The 20,375-nt window shown below is 53.2% G+C and carries 13 protein-coding genes and 2 pseudogenes; 13 read left to right on the top strand and 2 right to left on the bottom strand.

Features of this window, described 5'->3' with window-relative positions; all coding sequences use genetic code 11:
• Nucleotides 1-6: 6 nt before the first annotated feature.
• From AC0LWT_RS13915 to AC0LWT_RS13880, 8 genes and pseudogenes are all read left to right on the top strand, one after another.
• Nucleotides 7-1,212, top strand: a complete 1,206-nt coding sequence (locus AC0LWT_RS13915; RefSeq protein WP_474681855.1) for a 3-dehydroquinate synthase II family protein — start codon at nucleotides 7-9, stop codon at nucleotides 1,210-1,212.
• A gap of 22 nt (nucleotides 1,213-1,234) precedes the next feature.
• On the top strand, nucleotides 1,235-2,956 hold the full coding sequence (locus AC0LWT_RS13910; protein ID WP_474681854.1) for a class I adenylate-forming enzyme family protein: 1,722 nt from the start codon (nucleotides 1,235-1,237) through the stop codon (nucleotides 2,954-2,956).
• A 12-nt stretch (nucleotides 2,957-2,968) separates the two neighbouring features.
• Complete coding sequence (locus AC0LWT_RS13905) at nucleotides 2,969-3,766, top strand: ABC transporter permease (RefSeq protein ID WP_474681853.1); 798 nt, start codon at nucleotides 2,969-2,971, stop codon at nucleotides 3,764-3,766.
• A gap of 11 nt (nucleotides 3,767-3,777) precedes the next feature.
• Nucleotides 3,778-4,572, top strand: coding sequence for an ABC transporter permease (locus AC0LWT_RS13900; protein WP_474681994.1), 795 nt, complete (start codon nucleotides 3,778-3,780; stop codon nucleotides 4,570-4,572).
• Nucleotides 4,569-5,573, top strand: coding sequence for an ABC transporter ATP-binding protein (locus tag AC0LWT_RS13895; RefSeq protein ID WP_474681852.1), 1,005 nt, complete (start codon nucleotides 4,569-4,571; stop codon nucleotides 5,571-5,573). The genes AC0LWT_RS13900 and AC0LWT_RS13895 overlap by 4 nt, the downstream gene beginning before the upstream one ends.
• Before the next feature lie 17 nt (nucleotides 5,574-5,590).
• Complete coding sequence (locus AC0LWT_RS13890; protein WP_474681851.1) at nucleotides 5,591-6,172, top strand: hypothetical protein; 582 nt, start codon at nucleotides 5,591-5,593, stop codon at nucleotides 6,170-6,172.
• Between the two features lie 295 nt (nucleotides 6,173-6,467).
• Entirely contained in the window at nucleotides 6,468-10,754 is a 4,287-nt protein-coding gene (locus AC0LWT_RS13885; protein ID WP_474681850.1) for an S-layer homology domain-containing protein, read from the top strand.
• 61 nt (nucleotides 10,755-10,815) lie between these two features.
• A pseudogene (locus tag AC0LWT_RS13880) lies at nucleotides 10,816-11,228 on the top strand (class II fructose-bisphosphate aldolase); the annotation flags it as partial.
• Nucleotides 11,229-11,690: 462 nt separating this feature from the next.
• Here AC0LWT_RS13880 and mmuM read toward each other — a convergent pair.
• Nucleotides 11,691-12,641 carry a homocysteine S-methyltransferase gene (gene mmuM, locus AC0LWT_RS13875; protein WP_474681849.1) on the bottom strand — a complete coding sequence of 317 codons (951 nt, stop codon included), beginning with the start codon at nucleotides 12,639-12,641 and terminating at the stop codon, nucleotides 11,691-11,693.
• Between the two features lie 122 nt (nucleotides 12,642-12,763).
• Nucleotides 12,764-13,417 (bottom strand): GntR family transcriptional regulator, encoded by a 654-nt coding sequence (locus AC0LWT_RS13870; RefSeq protein WP_474681848.1) that lies wholly within the window; start codon nucleotides 13,415-13,417, stop codon nucleotides 12,764-12,766.
• A gap of 331 nt (nucleotides 13,418-13,748) precedes the next feature.
• Between AC0LWT_RS13870 and AC0LWT_RS13865 the strand changes: the two genes are divergently transcribed.
• The 5 genes and pseudogenes from AC0LWT_RS13865 (at nucleotide 13,749) to AC0LWT_RS13845 (ending at nucleotide 20,372) form a co-directional block, all read left to right on the top strand.
• Nucleotides 13,749-14,954 carry a cystathionine gamma-synthase family protein gene (locus AC0LWT_RS13865; protein WP_474681847.1) on the top strand — a complete coding sequence of 402 codons (1,206 nt, stop codon included), beginning with the start codon at nucleotides 13,749-13,751 and terminating at the stop codon, nucleotides 14,952-14,954.
• Nucleotides 14,955-14,964: 10 nt separating this feature from the next.
• Nucleotides 14,965-16,008 (top strand): annotated as a pseudogene (locus AC0LWT_RS13860) (homoserine dehydrogenase); the annotation flags it as partial.
• Nucleotides 16,009-16,062: 54 nt separating this feature from the next.
• Complete coding sequence (locus AC0LWT_RS13855) at nucleotides 16,063-17,508, top strand: aldehyde dehydrogenase family protein (protein WP_474681846.1); 1,446 nt, start codon at nucleotides 16,063-16,065, stop codon at nucleotides 17,506-17,508.
• A 36-nt stretch (nucleotides 17,509-17,544) separates the two neighbouring features.
• Nucleotides 17,545-18,981 carry an aspartate ammonia-lyase gene (locus AC0LWT_RS13850; RefSeq protein ID WP_474681845.1) on the top strand — a complete coding sequence of 479 codons (1,437 nt, stop codon included), beginning with the start codon at nucleotides 17,545-17,547 and terminating at the stop codon, nucleotides 18,979-18,981.
• Nucleotides 18,978-20,372 (top strand): amino acid permease, encoded by a 1,395-nt coding sequence (locus AC0LWT_RS13845; protein WP_474681844.1) that lies wholly within the window; start codon nucleotides 18,978-18,980, stop codon nucleotides 20,370-20,372. Before AC0LWT_RS13850 ends, AC0LWT_RS13845 begins: the two co-directional genes overlap by 4 nt.
• Nucleotides 20,373-20,375 lie beyond the last annotated feature (3 nt).

Here is a 20,375-nt window from a genome sequence, read left to right as displayed (position 1 = left end):
AAGGGAATGAAAGCCATTACCAACGAAATCGAAATAAGCATCGCCAAAAGTGCCGATCACATCTCGATCAGGAGCGGCACATCCAAATTTGCATGGTTTGATTTGCGGCAGGCCGGCGGTCCTTCCGACCCCGATCCTATTCTTTCTCTCCTGTCGCACCTGAAATTCGACGGTGTGATCGCCGATGAAGCCCAGCTTGACCGGATTCCGGCCGGCTTGCGCAAAATTGTGTTCACGACAGGCATACCGACCGCCGAGGAGATCGAACGCTACAACCGGATCGGGGACGCCGTCCTCATTCTCGAACCGGAGGCCGTCGAAAGCGGCTGGTTCAAGCAGCATCGACATTCGATCGGCGTTACGGCAGGGACATTCGTGAACGTTACCGACCCCGCATCGCTGCAGCGGGCGGTCGCGCTCACGCACGAAGTGCAGCTGCTCATCGTAGAGTTCAGGGACGATACCAAAATTCCGCTGGAGATCGTACTGGCCGATGCCCAGAATACGGGCTGTGCGGTCGTTATGAAGGTGAGGGACAAGTTGGAGTCCAAAGTTGTATTCGGCGTGCTCGAATGCGGGGCAGACGGCGTCATCTTCGCTACGGACGACTGGAACGAGCTGTACGCGCTGCACGATGTCGTCCACGCGAATCGCACCCGGCCGGAGCAGCGGGTGGAGACACTCACCGTGGTCAGGACGTCCCATGTCGGTATGGGCGACCGGGCATGCATCGACCTGACGACCTACCTGGGCCTGGACGAAGGCATCCTGCTCGGCTCGTTCTCGAACGGCGGGCTGCTTGCCTGCAGCGAAACCCATCCTCTACCATACATGCCTACCCGGCCGTTCCGCGTGAACGCGGGAAGCCTGCACAGCTACGTCCTCGCCCCTGACAATCAAACCTGGTATTTGTCCGATCTCCGCGCAGGCATGGAAATACTTGTCGTAGCCACGAACGGCAAGGCTCGGCGGGCCGCGGTAGGGCGGGTCAAAATCGAACGCAGGCCGCTGTTGTATATCGAGGCGGAAGCGGCCGACGGCACGCGGGTCAATACGATCATGCAGGAAGATTGGCATGTCCGCATTTTCGGCGCGGAGGGGCAGCCGCTCAACATTACGAATCTGCGCCCCGGCACGAAGGTGCTCGGCCATACGATGGCTTCGGGCCGTCATGTAGGCGTCAAAGTCGATGAGTTTATTCTTGAACAATAGGGAACGAAAGGAGTGGATGACGGTGAGCGAGACTTTTGTACCGTTGGACGTCCGGGAACGATGGCAGAACGACGAACGGCTGGGCTGCGGCAATTTTCTTTCCTTTGCACTTGAGGGAAGCCCAGCGCCGGACCATCCGCTATTATGGCTGCACAAGACGTTCGCTGCGTATGACGGCGCTTCCTATGAAACGCTTAGCCTGCGGGAACTGGAGGCGTTGGCCCGCCACTACGCGTCGCTCTATCACCGGCTTGGGGTAGAGTCAAGAGATTGCGTCGCCGTATACCTGGATGAGGGCATCGGCAGCATGGTTCATTATTTGGCGTTAACGTCATTGGGAGCTATTCCGGTGCTGGTGAATGGCGCGATGAAGCCTGAGATCGCGGTCCGATTCATCGGCCGCATCGGCGTCAAGGCGGTTTATGCCGATACCCGGCGCCATGCCGCGATTGCAGCCGACGCAGACGAGTCATGCGGTCTGCTGATTACCGACGAGATCGCGGCAAAAGCGGAAGGGGGATGGCAGGATCGAAGTCTGCCGCCCGTCTACCCTTATCGCCACGCGCCCCGGGATCCGGTGCTGATCTGTCATTCCTCGGGAACGACGGGAATGCCGAAGGCGATTACGTTCGAGCATCATCAATTTTTTGCCGGCATCCGCACCCGGCTGACAGTCGGCCGGGAATCGGAGCGCGTCCTGTCCGCGCTTCCGCATTCGCATTCGGCGGGCATTGCTTTCCCGATGTACTATATGCTGGTTGGTTCACCGCTCCTGATTATGGCCGATTTGTCGGGAGAGGCTGTCCTTGAGCAGGCGGAATCGTTCAAGCCGACGACCGTAATCGCCTTTCCGCAGACGTATGCGGAGCTCGCGGAGCTTGATCCGGCCAGCCGCAATACCGAGTCGATCGAGGTGTGGATGAACACGGGCGACAGCGCGCATGAGCGTCATATCCGTCCTCTAATCCGCGCCGGCTCGCACATCCGGAACGGCAAAAAAGAGAAAGGCTCGACCTTCCTTGACGGTCTGGGCTCATCTGAGATGGGCTTCACCCTGTTCCGCAAAATCCACTCTATTCGCACGGAAATTTACGACCGCTGTGTCGGCTATCCGAATGAATTCGTCGACGCGGCTGTGCTGAACCCCGAGGGAGAGACGCTGCCGCCGGGCCGGGTCGGCATGCTGGGCATCAAATCTCCGACGGTTACAAGCGGATACTGGAACCAATCGGAGCTTACTTATCGTTCTCGCCTGAACGGTTACTGGCTTACCGGCGATATGGTGTATAAGGACCAGCAGGGCATGTTCTACCATGTAGACCGAATCCAGGATACCATCCGGGGGAAGAACGGTCCGGTCTACAGCTTGCCGATGGAAGAAACGGCGCTCAATGCGCACGTTCTCGTCCGGGATTGCTCCGTCTTCGGCATTTCGGCGGAAGACGGGTTCGAACGGCCGGCGGCCGTGCTTCTCATAGCTGCCGGTTCCGGCTTATCGCCGGACGGATGGCTTGCTCTCGTCAACAGCGCTCTTGAAAAGGCCGGACAAAGCCGGCTTGCGTTCCTGGCCGTAACCGAGGCCAAGGAAGACCTTCCGTGCGGCCCGACGGGCAAAATATTGAAGCGCGCGCTGCGCGAACGGTTTCGGGACGCGCTCCGGAAGCCGAATACGCTGCCGTCAGGGGACGCCGTCGCCTTCGATCCGGCCGACTCCGGCAGGCATGCGGCCTCGGCGGCGGAATAGGATACGTGCGAAATGCAGAAATATTTTTATTTCGCGGTAACGACGTTCAAGAGCATGAACGTGTATAAGCTCGATTTGGTGCTCAAGGTGGCCGGCTCCATCATATTAGTTACGGCCATGCGGGAGATTTGGCTGTCCATGTACAAATTTACGCCTCGTCTTGCCGCCGATACCGGCGTAGATGCCAAGACGATGGCCACTTACGCGATCGTATCCGTTATCGTCAGCATGCTGCTTGCACCGAACATGGCGGGCGAGATGGGACACAAGGTTTCAACCGGCACCATCGTGACCGATTTCATGAAGCCCTGGAACTGGATGCTGATGTATCTGGCGAAATCGGCCGCAAGTGCGGTGTTTTCCCTTCTTTTTGTCGTCGTGCCGCTTGGTATTGCGCTTTGGTTTATTTATCCGATCGACATACCGGACGCGGGACGGCTGATGCTGTTCGGGATCAGCGCCGCCATGGCTTTTATGCTATCGTTCTGCATTAATTTTTGCGTCGGCATTCTGGCTTTCCGCTTCACCCAGAGCTGGGGCTTCGATGTCATCAAGGAAGGCTTGGTCCGCGTCTGCTCCGGATTTCTGGTACCGCTCTGGTTTTTCCCGGAAGCCATCGGGGCCTTCCTGCACTGGCTTCCGTTCCAGGGCATTTATTATATACCGCTGTCCATCTATATCGGACAAAAGACCGGCGGGGAATTGGCCGGCGCTCTCGGCTTTCAGGCGGCATGGATGATGGCGCTCTTTCTGTTCGGCCAGGCCATGCTGTACTTCGAGAGGCGGCGGCTGGCCGCAGCGGGAGGGTAGTGCGGGTGATCATGTATGTAAAGCTGTACATAACGCTGCAGTGGGCAAATATCCGTTCACGAACGGCATACCCGGCCAATTTTTTGATCGGGACGATCAGCATCGCCATCATTTGCTTGGTCGACATGGTTCTTTCATGGGTACTGACGCAGCGCGTCCCGCAGATCGGGGGCTGGGGCTTCCATGAACTGCTGTTTATGCTGTCCGTCTGGAGGTTGACGCACGGTCTGTATATCGTCGTGTTCCAGCAGATTTCCGATCTCGACCGGACCTTGAGGGAAGGGGAGTTCGACCGCCTTCTGGTCAGGCCGCTGCCGCCGCTCTTCCAATATTTCACCCGGACCGTGGAAATCGGCGGGCTCGGCGATCTGGTCGTTGGCTGCGGCGGCTTGGCCTATGCGCTGCGCTATTTCGAAGGCTGGAACTTGATGCATATGGCGATGCTGATCGTTATGATCGTAAGCGCCGCAGCGATTGAATGGGCACTGTTTACGCTCATTGCCTGCACGTCGTTCTGGACGCTTCAATCGCAGGGATTGCGGGGGATTTTCGACACATTCCTGTTCCAGTTCAGCAAATTTCCGTTAACTGCCTACAGCAAATGGGTGCAGGTGCTGCTTACCTTTGTGCTGCCGGTCGGCTTTATTTCGTACTATCCGTCGCTGCATTTTTTTCAGGACAACAAGCCTATTCCGTTCTACACGGGACTCGTCTACGCGCCTCCGGTCATAGCCGTCCTGCTGTGCGGGTTGACGTATCTGGTGTGGCGCAGAGGCATCAATGAGTATAAAGGAGCGGGAACATGAGCGAAGTAATCGTGGCGGACCGCTTGGTCCGCGAGTTCAAGGTTCCGGCTGCAGGCGGGGAGAAAAATCGGCAGACACGCGGCTTCGCCGGGTTGTTCGGATCGCGTAAAACCGTCAAGCGTGTCGTCGACGAGGTCAGCTTCTCGATTTGCAAAGGGGAATTCGTCGGCTACCTCGGTCCGAACGGAGCGGGAAAGTCTACGACGATCAAAATGCTTTCCGGCGTTCTTGTTCCGACCTCAGGCTCTGTCCAAGTGCTGGGCAGAGAACCTTACAAGCACCGGCAGGAAAACGCGCGCAGCATTGGCGTCCTGTTCGGCCAACGCTCCCAGCTGTGGTGGGATCTGCCGCTCGTCGAGTCCTTCCGCCTGCTCGCCAAAATTTATTCCATTCCTCGCCGGATTTATGAGGACAGATTGGCTACGTTCACGGACGTTCTTCATTTGGAGCACATCCTGCATATGCCGGTCCGGCAGCTCAGCCTCGGCCAGCGGATGTGCGGCGACATTGCCGCTGCGCTGCTGCACAGTCCGGAAATTTTGTTTCTGGATGAGCCGACGATTGGGCTCGATATCGTGGCCAAGACGAATATTCAGTCGTTTATTCGCAAAATCAATGAAGAACTGGGCATCACGGTCATTTTGACGACGCATAATTTGGACGATATCGAAAAACTGTGCAAGCGGGTTATCTTTATCGATCAGGGCCGGGTGATCTACGACGGCTCGACTTTGGAAATGGTGAGAGAATTTGGCGAGCACCGGTATCTGGTCGTCGATACGGGCGGTTGGAAACTCGGCGAGCCTGAGTGGCACGGACCCGAGATCGTCAGGACCGAAGAGCGAAAGCTGTGGTTCCGAATCGAAGACGACGCCCATATCGCACCGATGATCGGCATGTTGAACGAGCGGCTGCCGATCGTAGACCTCACGATCAAGGAGCCGGGTATTGAAGAAATCATCAAGCATATATACGAACAAAAAGCGTATCGAAACGCGTAAATTCAGGAGGTTATTCCATGAATGGGACGGAAAATCATATTTGTGTCGATTTGACGCCAACTTTCAACGGCAAAGGGATCACATGGGAAAAACTCGGCATCGAGGGCCGTTTGGACTTTCAGGGGCTGCACATTCACGGTGACATCGTCCCGAACGGGGAGACTGTGAAGGTAGGGGATACGGCGTTTGTGTTTCCAAAAACCGATAGTCCTGACAATGACCACATCAGCTGCGAGGGGCAATTGTTGGAGTTGGATGCCGTCCGCTGCAGACAAGCGGCGTTCCTCGGATTTTGTACGTGGGGGAATTTCAAAGGGCAGGCAACAATCCGCTATGCGGATGGGACGGAAGAGAAAAAAGAGCTTGCATTGTCGGACTGGATCCAGCCCCAAAAAGCGGAGACCGGATTTTTCCACGACGAACCGGCCTTCACATTCCCGTACTGCCATGAAAAAGAGATCAAAATAGACCGGGTTCACGGCTTTTATGTGGACCGGATTAAGCTGGATGAGACCAGGGCGATCCGATCGATCGAACTGCCCGACAATCCGAACATGTACTTGTTTGCCATGACGCTTGAAGGAGTAGAGCCCCGTTGAGGCAGCTCTGGCTGATGATTATCGGAGCCGACTGATAATAACTCCATGAACATATGATTAATTCCTTATTAGTTAAACCCTGGCTGTTACAGCCGGGGTTTTTCTTTTTTCGGGGGAAGGGATAGGCTAACTTTGTTTCGGCTGAAAAGCTGCGAAGGCTTGATGTTGTGCGGTTTTATTCCTGTTTATGGTCAAATCTTTTATTATTCTTTCATTTGGCTGTAGTATACTTAAAAAAGTTACGATTCAGAGATTTGAAATCACTAAAAATTCAGTCAAGAGGAGTAAAACAACAATGCTCGTAACAAGAATAAAGAAGGGGTTATTGCTGAAGTTCGCCATTATTTTAGCCGGGTGTGCGTTATTCTCCGTATTATCGCTTTTCTCTCCGCTTGCGTCCCCTGCGTCGGCGGCGTCTCCGCCTCCATGGACCTACTGTGCCGCCGACGGGAAATATTGTTCGTTTACCGGCACGAAACTCGTGGAATATGGTTCGACGTCGTTAATAGATGGCCAACAGCGTTACATAACTAAAAAGCTGACTTCCAAAACGTATACGCTAGCTGACGGTTCGTCTGTTGCAGGCGTATTTTGTGGTGAAAGCGAGTTTGCTCATGTAGAACCAGCAAATATATTTGGCAATGGTTGCTTATATCGCGACCCTGGCCCGGAGCTTGATGCCGCATGGTCGGCATCCGTCGGCGAGGGCAATAAGACGGTTACGGTTTCTTTTACCGTTCCGGAGACGCAAGTGGGTACGCTTACCGATCTGAAAAGCAAAATCAGCGTCAAAAGAACGGATGAGGCGATCTTTAAAGCGCTCGATTCGGAGGATTCCGTCAGCAACTCCACATCAGGCGGGGCCAGCAAGCTTCAAATCAATTTTAAAAACCCGCTGATGGGGTTGGGCAACCAGATTAGAATAGAAGCAGGCGCACTTGCGGATATCGTAGGTGAACCTTTCAATGGGCCGATAGAGATCAACGATCTCGACGAGAATGACCTGGGCAGTTGGCAGTACGTGGGCAACAGAGGCTTATCGGTAGGCAAATCGTTTCAAATATCCCTGGCGTTCATTGACGGCACTCCCTATATGGCTTATGTCGATGGCATTAGCATCGGCGACGGGCTAGGCGGCAAACTTTACGTGAAAAAATACGATGCAAACACAAACAGTTGGACGCTTGCCGGGAACGGCGCGCTTTCTACAGGCTCAGTTAGCTCGATGGCCACGTCCGTCTCGGACGGTATCTTGTATGCAGCTTATAACGATGCGGCAAACGGAAATAAGTTGTCCGTAAAAAAATACGATGGTAGCAGTTGGCTGCCTGTAGGCAGCGGAGATATTTCGACAGGCCTAGCGAGCGGGATTTCCTTGAAGGTCTCTAACGGCACTCCTTATGTTGCGTATGAGGATGGGTCAAAAGGTTATAAAATTACGGTGAAAAAATACGATGCAAGCAGTGGCGGTTGGGTGACGATGGGCAGCGAGGGATTTTCGCAGGATACCGTGTCGCAGATCTCCTTGTCGGTCTACGACGGCACCCCTTACGTGGCATATCGAAACGAGAAACCGGATCGTATACATGTTGGCGGAATATGGCAGAATATCACCGTATACACAGGTGTGGCCAAAAAATTCAACAAAACTGGCGGAAGTTGGGACGATTTGGGCCAATTTGCCGATGGCGGAAATCAAAACACGTCCTTGGCCGTAGACGGCGGCATCCCGTATGTTGCTTATGTGGATTGGCTGACCGGCAATAGCATCACGCTGAAAAAGTACGGGGGAAGCGGTTGGACGAGGATAGACAACGGGAGTTTAAAAATAGTGGGAGATGGCGGGAATTTTGTAAATTACACTTCCTTCTATTTTTCCGGGGGGACTCTCTATGTGGCTTATGCGGGAAGTGACGCTAAAGCCACAGTGAAGAAATTTAACGGAAGCAGTTGGGTAACGGTGGGCGTCTCGGGGATTACGGAAAGCACGGCGCTTGGAAACTCTCTTTACCTCGATAACGGCGTTCCCTATTTGGCGAATTCCGTATTTATTATGGGTGGAGATCCCGCTATCGACAGGAAGCCGGGAGTTCAGAAATTTCTTTTGACACCGCCTGCGTTGACGGCGGATACGACGAGCAATGACACGGCAAGCGCGATCGACATTACGTTCCCGGATTTAGCGGCTTGGCGCAATGAAATTACTGCGGTGAGAGACGGAACGACCGTGATTTCGGCGGCGGATTATACGGTTAGCGCCGGGAAGATCACGTTGGGCCCGGGCGTGCTGGCAAAAGGAAACCATACGATCACGGTATCGACGAGACATTATGCGGATGCGACATTAAGTCAGATGATAACACCGAGATCGCCGACGTTAACGGCGGACACGACAGGCAACAATACGGCGAACGCGATCGACATCACGTTCCCGGACGATGCGGCATGGCGCGGAGCGATTACGGCAGTAAAAGACGGCGCGGCAACAGTGCCGGCGGATAGTTACACCGTAAGCGCCGGGAAGATCACGATAGGCGCCGGCGTGCTTGTGGAAGGCAATCATACGATTACCGTATCCGCAACCGGCTATGCGGACACAAGCGTCAATCAGACGATCCAAGCGAACACAGCGGATTTGAGCGGCTTGAGCGTAAGCAGCGGTTCGTTAAGTTTTGCAGCGGCAACGACGAGCTATACACTGAGCGTTGCGAGCAGCGTTGCGAGCGTGACGGTCACGCCGACGGCGGCGGATGCAACAGCGAGCGTGACGGTTGCAGCAAATGGAGGAGCGAGTTCGGCTGTAACAAGCGGCCAGCCAAGCGAAGCGATTCCGCTGAGCGTAGGAGCGAATACGATTACAGTAGTTGTAAAAACGCAGAATGGCGCCATCACGAAAACCTATACGATCCATGTCATCAGGATCAGCAACGATGCGCTGCTGTCCGGCTTGACTGTAGATCAAAGCACGATTTCACCTGCGTTTGCGCCATCGGAACTTGAGTACAGCGTGAATGTGCCCAACGCCGTTTCAACTCTCAATTTCACTGTAACCAAGGCGAATCCGGATCAAACGCTTACGGTTACAGGCGCGGCGAACGGCACAGTTACGGGCAACGTGTATACCTATACTTTTTCCAACTTGAATGTCGGGTCTAACCTGATCTCAATTATGGTGACCGCGCAGGACGGCATGACGATGAATACGTATTCTCTCACTGTGAACCGTGCGCCAATGGCAAGCAGCAATGCAGACTTGAGCGGTCTATCGTTGTCGAGCGGAGCGCTAAGTCCCGCTTTCGCATCCGGAACAACGGCCTACACTTCCAGTGTGGATAACATCGTATCGAGTCTTACCGTAACAGCGAGCGTATATGACAGCAGGGCGGCGATGACCGTGAACGGAATTTCGATTTCCAGCGGTCAAGCGAGCGGAGCGATCAGCCTGAATGTTGGCCCTAATCCAATCGCCATCGTTGTTACAGCACAAAACGGCAGCCACAAGCTGTATCAGGTTGCAGTGACACGCGAGGCACCGGCCGTAGCGCCAAGCGGTGATGGAGGCGGGGATGGCGGTTCAGCAGCACCAAGCAACCCACCGGTAAACTCCGTTGACGGTCATTTAACGCTTCCGATGGGTACAGCGGGCGAGGTTAGTTTGCAAAGCGAGGTCACAGTTTCGATCCCGGCAAATGCTTCAGCTCAAGAACTGAAAGTGACGATAGACAAATTGTCGGACACGCACAACCTGTTAACGAATAAAGAAGTTCCGGCCAGCCCGATTTTCGAGATTTTGAAAAATTTCTCAGGTAACTTTAGCAATCCGGTAACGCTGACTTTTGCTTTCGATCCGACAAGCTTGAGCAGTGGCCAAAGGGCCGCGGTATTTTATTTTGACGAAGCGAAGAAGGAATGGGTGGAAGTCGGCGGCGTAGTAAACGGCAATCACATCCGTGTAGAGGTGAACCACTTTACGAAATATGCGGTGTTCGCCGTAGGCCAAGCGGCAGGAGGGCCAAAGAAAGATTCTTTGACCGGTACGAAACTGAATTTTAGCGATATATCCGGACATTGGTCTGAGGCCAGCATCAAGCGAGCGGTTAGCGGCGGAATCGTAACGGGTTATCCGGACGGCACATTCAAGCCGAATCATACCGTTACGCGTGCGGAATTTGCCGTCATGCTGATGAACGCGCTGAAGCTGCAAGGAGAAGGAGCGCCGCTGACTTTCACAGATGCAGCGAAGATCGGTGCTTGGGCGCAGCAAGCAGTCGGGCAGGCGGTGCGAGCCGGCATTATTAAGGGCTATGAGGATGGCAGCTTCCGCCCGGATGAAGAAATTACACGAGCAGAGATGGCGGTGACGATCGCTAAGGCACTGGGCAAATCTGTCGAAACGAATGCAGCAACAGGCTTCGCGGACGACAAGGACATTCCGGCGTGGGCGAAGGACAGCGTTGCTTATGTGAAGCAAGCAGGTATTGTGCAAGGGAAAGGCGATAACGCATTCGCCCCTCAAGACCCTGCAACAAGGGCAGAAGCTGTAACGATTCTATTGAATATGCTGGCACATAAAAACAAGTAAAATACAGCCTTCTTCAAAAGGCTTCTCCTATGCGGCAATAAGCCATAAGGAGAAGCCTTTACATTGCCATGATTTTGAGTTAATTGTACAGTGCATGCATGCGGGCTATACATCGGTCATGATTGATGCTTCCATGCACGCTTTTGAGGAAAACGTAAAGAGGACGAAAAAGGTCGTTGAAATAGCAAAAGCCCTGGGATTCATGTTAAAGCAGAACTGGGAAAAGTCGGCGGGGTAGAAGATGATATTGTGGTTGAAGAAGCGGATGCTATGTTGGCGGATTCGAAGGAATGTGCAGAATTTATTGAATTGACGGGAGTTCCTACATTGGCTCCAGCGATTGGTACGGCACACGGGATTTATAAAGGTGAACCGAGGATTGCCTTTGACCCGATTGCCGAGATCGCGAGGAGCGTACCGGTTCCACTTGTATGGCATGGGGGCTCCGGAATTCCTGCGGAACAAGTGAAGCAATGAGAATGATCAGGGAAAATCTCCGCTCTGCAGGCTGCACTAAATCTCTCGCGTCAGAGGCGATAGCCACAATCTGCCTGGCTGCACGAAGAAAACCTGCAAAAATACATGAATTTGCGTCCTAAATCGCTGGCGAAGCTGAATTCCTGCAAAAGTACAGGCTTTTCACCGAATAGATGGACTACGGTTCACTCTCAGCGAAAATTCCTGCGCTTTTGCAGGTTTTTCACCAAAATAAACCAATTTCAAAGAAAAAACCTGCACTTTCGCAGGTTTTCTCTCTGTCAGGCTGATTCCTGACCAGTTGCGCAGTTCCATAACATGCGCTAAGAGAGGCGCGCGCCCGGAAAAAGCGGCTGTCCCTCTAATTAGGGACGGGCAGACTAAAGAGCGAAAAAGTTTCCGCTCTTTTCTTTTGCCGGGAGCGGAGCTTGGTATACCGAGCCCTCGAAAATTGCCATCTCAGCCCTGCAGCGGGAGTTCTCTAACCCAAGAGGCGATGGAGCGGATATCGTCGGGTGTGGTACGGCAGCAGCCGCCGATGATCCGGGCTCCCTGGTTGTACCATGTTTGAGCGCTGTCGCCGAAGCACTGGTCATCGGATGTCCCTTGCCAGCTCCGTGTGACCGCAACGTATTGCTCGCCGGAGTTGGGGTATACCAGTACCGGCTTGGAGGTATGCTGACGGATTTCACGAATAAGCTCCGCAATGTATTGGGGCGATGTACAGTTTACGCCTATGGCCGCGATTTGATCGCAGCGGTCCAGCCATTCGGCGCATTCGCCAATGGTGTCCCCATTGCTGATATGTTGTCCATCCTTGGCGCTGAAGCTGACCCATGCGTATGCATCAGGAAATTGCTGCAGCGCGGCGGCAATTGCTTTGGCTTCCGTCAAGCAGGGGATGGTCTCGCATGCCAGAAGATCGGCTCCGGCTTCCAACAATGCTTTCATACGAGGACGATGAAACTCAGTAAGCTCCTGTTCGTTCACCGAGTAGTCCCCGCGATACTCCGAACCGTCCGCCAAATAAGCCCCGTAAGGGCCGACTGAAGCGGCCACTATCGGTTTCGGCCTGCTGTTTTTATGCTCCCATGCCTGCCAAAAACGATTCCTGGCCTCTACGGCAAGGCGCACCGAAGATTGAATAAGCGCAACCGCTTCCGCTTCGCTTAAGCCGCGTTGAACAAAGCCGCCAATCGTTGCCTGATAGCTGGCGGTAATGGCGCAGTCGGCACCGGCCGCGAAATAGTCGAAATGAACCTGCTCTATGACACCGGGGTTCTCAAGCAGGATTTTGGCGGACCACAGGGAATCGTTGATGTCGCAGCCGCGGCGTTCCAGTTCTGTGGATAAAGCGCCGTCCAATATCATAACGGGAAACCGGTCAAGAATATGTCGTATCGGGTTCACTATCTACACCTCACCAATGGACAGAATATGAACCATCGTAACAAATATTTATACAATATACAATATATAAAAAGTAAAAAAACCAGCATATCGGCTGGCCCGATGTACTGATTTTTCTCATTCTAAATCATATCCGTATAGTCGATTTTCCAATGCACGTTCTTGATGAACGCTTCAACTCCTTGCGCATCCTTCGCTTTGAAATATTGGATGATTTGCCTATGCTCTTCATTCATCTGAGAGAGGACGGAAAACAGTTTTTCCTTGTCGCTGCTCAAATAAATTTGTCTTACAAAGCTTTGCTGCAGCGAATGCAGCAGTTCGACCAGGGAGCTGTTGTTGCATTTCAAATGGTATACATGATGAAATTGATTTTGATAAAGCTGATATTCGGAGTAATCCTGCTGCTGAATGGCAAGATCGATTTTATCGACCAATTGGACCATTTGGGCAATGTCCTCATTTGTGAGATGCGCAGCGGCCAATGAAGCGGCCAATCCATCGAGCGCGGCGACAATTTGGAAGACGTCCAGCTTCTTCTTGGTATCCAGTTCCTTGACGATAAAGCCTCTTCGCGGCATGTTTTCGAGCAAATTTTCCGATGCCAGTTGAATGAGCGCTTCTCTGACCGGCGTACGGCTGACACCGAGCTTTTCACAGATGGAGGCCTCATTTATTTTCTGATTGGGAAGAAGGGAGCCGTTCTGGATTTTCTCCGCAATATAATTGTAGACGTGATCCTTCAAAGATTGATAGCGGTTGGCCGAAATGATCATTCACCCTCTCATGAAATTACAAATAATACAATATACGATATACGTAAGTTCTACGATCCATAGTAACATTGTGAATTGCTTTATTCAAGTAGAGTCAAACCGATTTGAAAACGCTTTATTTTTTTGTTGATTTTCAAAATACAGCGTGCTATGATCTAAATCACAGAGAATATAGTATATTGTATACAAATATGCAAAAGCTGAAATTACCCTATTTATCGGGAAAAGGCTGTGTAATGAACATATGCCGCGCGCTATTTTGTATACAATATATTTAAAAAAATATTCAAAACATAAAGCGAGGGTGAGCGACGTGCGAGAGGAATGCGATATGCAAATAAATATGGGAACGAAGGCGGTATGGGCCGGGGAGAGAGATTTTAGAGTCTACGGGGCAACGCAAGTCCCGGTGATGATGAGCGTTGCTTACGATTATGAAGATGTGGACGAATGGTATGAGGTGGCGATGGGCCATAAACCGGGCTATACGTATAATCGGATGTCCAACCCGACGGTCCGATCCTTGGAAGAGAAGGTAAGGCTGCTGGAGGGAGCCGAGAATGCGTACGCTTTTTCCTCGGGTATGGCGGCGATTAGCAGCACATTGTATACATTTTTGAAGCCCGGTGACCGGGTCGTGTCCGTTAAGGATACGTATGGGGGAACGAATAAAATTTTCACGGAATTTCTGCCGCGTATCAATGTGCAGGTGACACTCTGCAATACGGGAAATCATGAAGAAATCGAAGCGGAGATAGCCAAAGGCTGCCAAGTGGTTTATCTCGAGTCCCCGACGAACCCGACGTTGAAGATAACGGACATCCAGCGTTTGGCTAAGGCTGCAAAAGCCGTAGGCGCATTGGTGATGGTAGACAATACATTTGCTACGCCAATTAACCAAAATCCGCTTCGCCTCGGTGTCGACCTGGTCATCCACAGCGCGACCAAATATTTGAGCGGACATGCGGATGTGCTGGGCGGCGTCGTGTGCGGGTCCGAAGCGCTGATGGAGAAAATCTACCATTATCGCGAGATTAATGGGGCGACATTGGATCCGTGGTCGGCCTTCCTCATCATTCGCGGGATAAAAACCCTTCATCTGCGCGTACGGCAGCAGGCGCAAAGCGCGATGGCGATGGCGAAGTTACTGCAGCGGCACCCGCTCGTGGAGAGCGTGAATTACCCGGGTCTCGAAACGCATCCACACCATGATATCGCCAGGCGTCAGATGAAAGGGTTCGGCGGCATTCTGAGCATTGTGCTCAAGGGCGGGATGGAGGCCATCAAGCTGCTGCTCCTCAAGCTGCAGTATGCGAATCGGGCCGGCAATCTGGGGGCGGTCGAAACGATATACGGGCCTGCGAGAACGACAAGCCATGTGGAATGTACCTTGGAGGAGCGTCAAGCGCTCGGGATTTCGGAAGGCTTGCTGCGGATTTCGGTCGGCATCGAGGATACCGAGGATTTGATTGCGGATTTGACACAAGCATTGGCTTATGTAGAGGCTCAAATGCCGGTTAGCGTTCACAACAAATAGGGGGAGAACAACGATGGAAATGAAAATCGCGCTGCTTGGATTCGGAGTTGTCGGTCAGGGATTGGCTGAAATTTTGCAGGAAAAAGGACAGGAGCTGGCAGACAGCCTCGGCTTCCAAGCCAAAATAGTCGCTATCTCCGATTTGATGAAGGGAGCCGTGTACCATCCCGACGGGATTCAGATCGCGGAAGCGCTCCGCGCCGTCAAGGAGACGGGCAAGCTGGATGCTTATCCGGAGACGCCCGGCCTGATTCGGGGCTTGGACAGCTTCAAGACGATTCGGGAGACGAACGCGGATACCGTCGTGGAACTTACTTTTACGGATGTCAAGACGGGTCAACCGGCCATCGATCACTGCCGCGCGGCGTTCGAATGCAAGAAGCACGTGGTCATGAGCAACAAAGGCCCTGTGGCTCTTGCCTACCAAGAGCTGTCGAAACTGGCGCGCAGCAATGGAGTCCGTTGGGGCTATGAGGGTACCGTTATGAGCGGAACCCCGGCGCTCCGGATGCCGATTACTACGTTGGCCGGCAATCGGATTGATGAGATCAAAGGGATTTTGAACGGGACGACCAACTACATGCTGACCCGGATGGAGGAAGGGATGAGCTACGAGGAGGCATTGTCCGAGGCTCAGTCGTTAGGTTACGCCGAAGCGGATCCGACTAGCGATGTGGAAGGCTACGACGCTCAATACAAAATTACGATTCTCAGCAATATCGTAATGAATGCGCCGCTCGAGAGAGAGGATGTCCCGTGCGAGGGGATCAGCAAGCTTACCCAGGCGGACATTCGGCGGGCGAAAGCGGAAGGGAAACGGTGGAAGCTGATTGCCCGGTGTTATCGCGAAGGCGAACGCCTCCTGGCCAAGGTAGGCCCGGAAATGGTGCCGCTCGATGATCCGCTCGCCGGTGTCGGCGGTGCCGTCAACGCCATCACTTATTATTGCGATCTGGCCGGCCCGATCACCTTGATGGGAGCGGGAGCGGGGCGCAAGGAGACAGGCTTCTCCATCCTGATCGATCTTATCAATATTCATCGCAACCAATTGTAGTATGCGCATCAGTCAATGACCGCTATCAATAGACAAAAGGATGAGGTGCTGTAGATGATATTGGAAACGATAGCTAAGAAACATCAAATGTATTTGGCCGGACAATGGGTGTACCGCGAAAATACGATGCCGGTTTGCGATCCTCAGGATAACCGCTTGATTGCGACCGTACCGGCCGCTTCCCGGCTTGACATGCTGTATGCCATCGAGGAAGCGAAGGAAGGATTTCGCGTCTGCTCCGAGCTGCCAACCCATGAGCGTATGGCCATTTTGCACCGGGCTGCGGACTGGGTCCACGAAAACCGGGAGCTTTATGCGACTATCATCGCATCGGAAGGCAGCAAGACGATCCGCGAGGCGCGCAAGGAAGTCAGACGGTGCGTAGAAACGCTGCGCATCAGCGCGGAGGAAGCAAGAAGGCTGAACGGGGAGACGATTCCGTTCGACCAAATGCCCGGAAGCGAGCACCGGTTCGGATACTATTACCGTTTTCCTGTTGGAATCGTCGGGGCGATTACCCCGTTTAACGATCCGTTGAATTTGGTGGCCCACAAAGTGGGGCCGGCGATCGCCGCGGGCAACGCCATTATCGTAAAACCGGCGCCGGCCACTCCGTTAAGCGCTCTCATGCTTGCGGAGGCTTTTGATAAAGCGGGACTGCCGCACAAAGTACTCTCCGTCATTACGGGAAACGCCGCGGAAATCGGGGAAGTGCTGGTAACCCATCCGGAAGTGAGAATGATCTCCTTCACGGGGGGGCTTGCAACCGGCAAATTGATTATGCAAAAGGCCGGCCTGAAAAAAATGAGCATGGAGCTGGGCTCCAACTCGCCGGTCATCGTTTTGAACGATGCGGATGTGCATGAGGCGGTGGAATCGAACGTATCCGGCGCCTTCTGGGCCGCAGGGCAAAATTGCCTCGGCGTACAGCGCATTTATGTTCAAGAGGAACTGTACGATACGTTCGTCGCCCGATTCGTGGAGAGAACCCGCCGGTATAAAGTCGGGGATAAAAGCCTGGAAGATACGGATATGGGACCTATGATCAACGAACTGGAAGCGAGGCGCGTGGAAAAATGGGTGCAGGAGGCTGTGGACAGCGGAGGCAAGCTGCTCTGCGGAGGCAAGCGCGACGGCGCTTTCTATGAGCCTACGGTTATGGTGGACGTGCCCAAAGATTGCCGGATCGTGAAGGACGAAGTGTTCGGCCCGGTGGTCACGATCTTCAAGGTGGCGAATCTGGAGGAGGCGGTCCAGCAGTCCAACAGCGTTGATTTCGGCCTGCAGGCAGGTATTTTCAGCCGCGATATCGATAAAGTTTTTCAGGCGGTACGCAAGCTGGATGTGGGGGGCGTCATGGTGAACGACAGCTCGGATTACCGCATCGACGCCATGCCGTTCGGCGGAGTGAAGAGCTCCGGTATCGGCAGAGAAGGCGTGAAATTTGCCCTGATGGAAATGACCGAGCCGAAGGTCGTTTGTTTCAAGATATCTCAGTAAGCGGCTTCATATTTTGGGCTGTAGGGGAGAAGAATCATGGCTATACGGATGGAGAACGATTTTTTAGGGGAAAAAGAGGTGCCGGCCGAAGCCTACTACGGCATACAAACGATCCGCGCCTCCGAAAATTTCCCTGTCACCGGTACGCCGGTGAATAAGCATTTGATCCTCGCTTTAGCCGAGATCAAGAAGGCGGCGGCGCTAGCCAATATGGCGACGAACCTGCTGCCCCGGACCATCGGCACGGCTATCGTGCAAGCCGCGGAGGAGGTCATCGAGGGCAAGCTCTCCGACCAATTTATCGTCGATGCCATTCAGGGAGGCGCAGGCACCTCCATCAATATGAACATGAACGAAGTATTGGCTAATCGAGCCCTGGAGCTCATGGGCAAAGCCAAGAGCGATTACTTTCATTGCTCGCCGAACGGTCACGTGAACATGGCCCAATCCACGAATGACACGGTACCTACGGCACTCCGGATTGCCGCTTACCGTCTGGCCCGGAACTTGATCGATACGGTGGATTCGCTGGAATCGGTGCTGCTTCACAAGGCCAAACAATTCGACGGTATCATCAAAATGGGACGCACCCACCTTCAGGATGCCGTGCCGATACGGCTGGGGCAGGAATTCGGCGCTTATGCCCGAGTCATCGGCCGGGATAAAGCAAGAATTCAAATGGCGGCACGGGGCCTTCTCCGCATTAATCTGGGGGCCACGGCCGTAGGTACGGGCTTGAATGCCAAGCCGGAGTATATCGCTTTAGCCTGCTCGTATTTGGCGGAGCAAACGGGCATCCCCGTCCGGCCTGCCGACGATTTGGTGGATGCCACGCAAAATACGGATGCTTTTACCGAGCTTTCCTCAACCTTAAAAATTATGGCGGTCAACTTGTCGAAAATATGCAATGATATCCGTCTGATGGCTTCCGGCCCGATGACGGGACTGGGAGAGCTTCGGCTCCCCCCGAGACAGCCGGGCTCCTCGATCATGCCCGGCAAGGTAAACCCAGTGCTGCCCGAAATGATCAATCAAATTGCCTTTCAAGTGATCGGCAACGACCATACGATTTGTTTGGCATCCGAGGCAGGACAATTCGAACTTAATGTGATGGGACCCGTAATCGCTAGTAATTTGCTTCAATCCCTGTTAATCTTAACTAACGGATTGGCCGTATTTCAAAGGCATGCTTTAGCAGGGATCGAAGCGAATGAGGAACGCTGCAAGTCTTATGTGGACAAGAGCTTCGGCGTCATTACCGCTCTCAACCCCCACCTCGGTTACGAAACGGCGGCCCGAATCGTGAAGGAAGCGCTCCAAACGGGACAAACCATTAGACAGATCATTTTGGAGAGGCAACTGCTGACCGAGGTTGAATTGGAACAAGTACTGAATCCTTATGAAATGACGACACCGGGAATTGCCGGTTTTCAATACTTTGAAAACTTGGAAAAGGGAGCGAACAGAGGATGAACAACACGAGCGACAGCACTCAAAACAATTTGAAACGCACAATGAAAAGCAGGCATTTATTCATGATTTCTCTCGGGGGAGTTATCGGAACGGGTTTATTTCTTAGCACAGGGTACATTCTTAATCAAGCGGGTCCCGGAGGAGCCATTCTCTCTTATTTGGTAGGCGGCCTGATTATGTATTTGGTCATGCTGTGTCTCGGAGAATTAAGTGTGGCAATGCCGACTACAGGCTCATTTCCGGCCTACGCGACCAAATTTATCGGACCCGCAACAGGCTTCACGATCGGTTGGCTGTACTGGCTGACCTGGGTGGTCACGGTAGGCTCCGAGTTTACAGCGGCCGGACTGCTTATGCAGCGGTGGTTTCCCGATATTTCCGTATGGGTCTGGAGCGCAATTTTCGCCGTTTTGCTGTTTGCTCTGAACGCGTATTCGGCCAAGTTCTTTGCGGAATCCGAGTTCTGGGTTGCTGGCTTTAAAGTTATTGTTATTGTTTTGTTTATCATATTGGGCGGGGCGGCCATGTTCGGACTGCTTCCGATGAAAGACCAGGCGGCTCCGATGCTGCACAATATTTTGGATCAGGGCGGCTTGTTCCCGAACGGGTTATTGCCGGTGCTGTTCGTTATGATTTCCGTTAACTTCGCTTTCTCGGGGACGGAGCTTATCGGGGTTACGGCCGGCGAAACGGAAGACCCGGATAAAAGCATCCCGAGATCGATTCGTACGGTCGTATGGCGGACGATGGTTTTCTTCATTGGCGCCATCATCGTGCTGGCAGGTCTTATTCCTTGGAAGGAAGCCGGGGTTATCGAGAGCCCGTTCGTACTCGTTTTTGAAAAAATCGGTATTCCTTATGCCGCCGATATCATGAACCTGGTCATTTTGACGGCTCTTCTGTCGGTAGGAAATTCCGGACTTTATGCCTCCACGCGGATGCTTTGGGCGCTTTCCCAGGAGAGTATGGTCAGCCCTTGGCTCGGCCGGGTAACGAAACAGGGCATTCCGTTTAACGCGTTGATTGTCAGTATGATGGTAGCCTGCTTGTCGTTGCTTTCCAGCGTTTACGCGGCGGATACCGTTTATGTCGTTCTCATAGCTGTTTCCGGCTTTGCCGTAGTGGCGGTATGGATGGGAATCGTCGCATCCCAATTCATGTTCCGCAGACAATTCCTTAAGCAGGGCGGCAACCTGAACGATCTGAAATATAGGACGCCGCTATACCCGATTGTACCGATCGCTGCCTTCATCCTGTGCTTGGCCTCTTGCATCGGCTTATACTTCGACCCTGCCCAACGCATCGCCTTGTATTGCGGAATTCCTTTTGTAGCGGCATGCTATCTTATTTACTATGTAAAGAACAGAAAAAAAACGCTTAATAAGGGGTGAGCT

This window comes from Paenibacillus sp. sgz302164 (assembly GCF_056120505.1).
The sequence above is the reverse complement of the archived record's forward strand: the minus strand, read 5'-3'. Positions and strand labels throughout refer to the sequence as shown.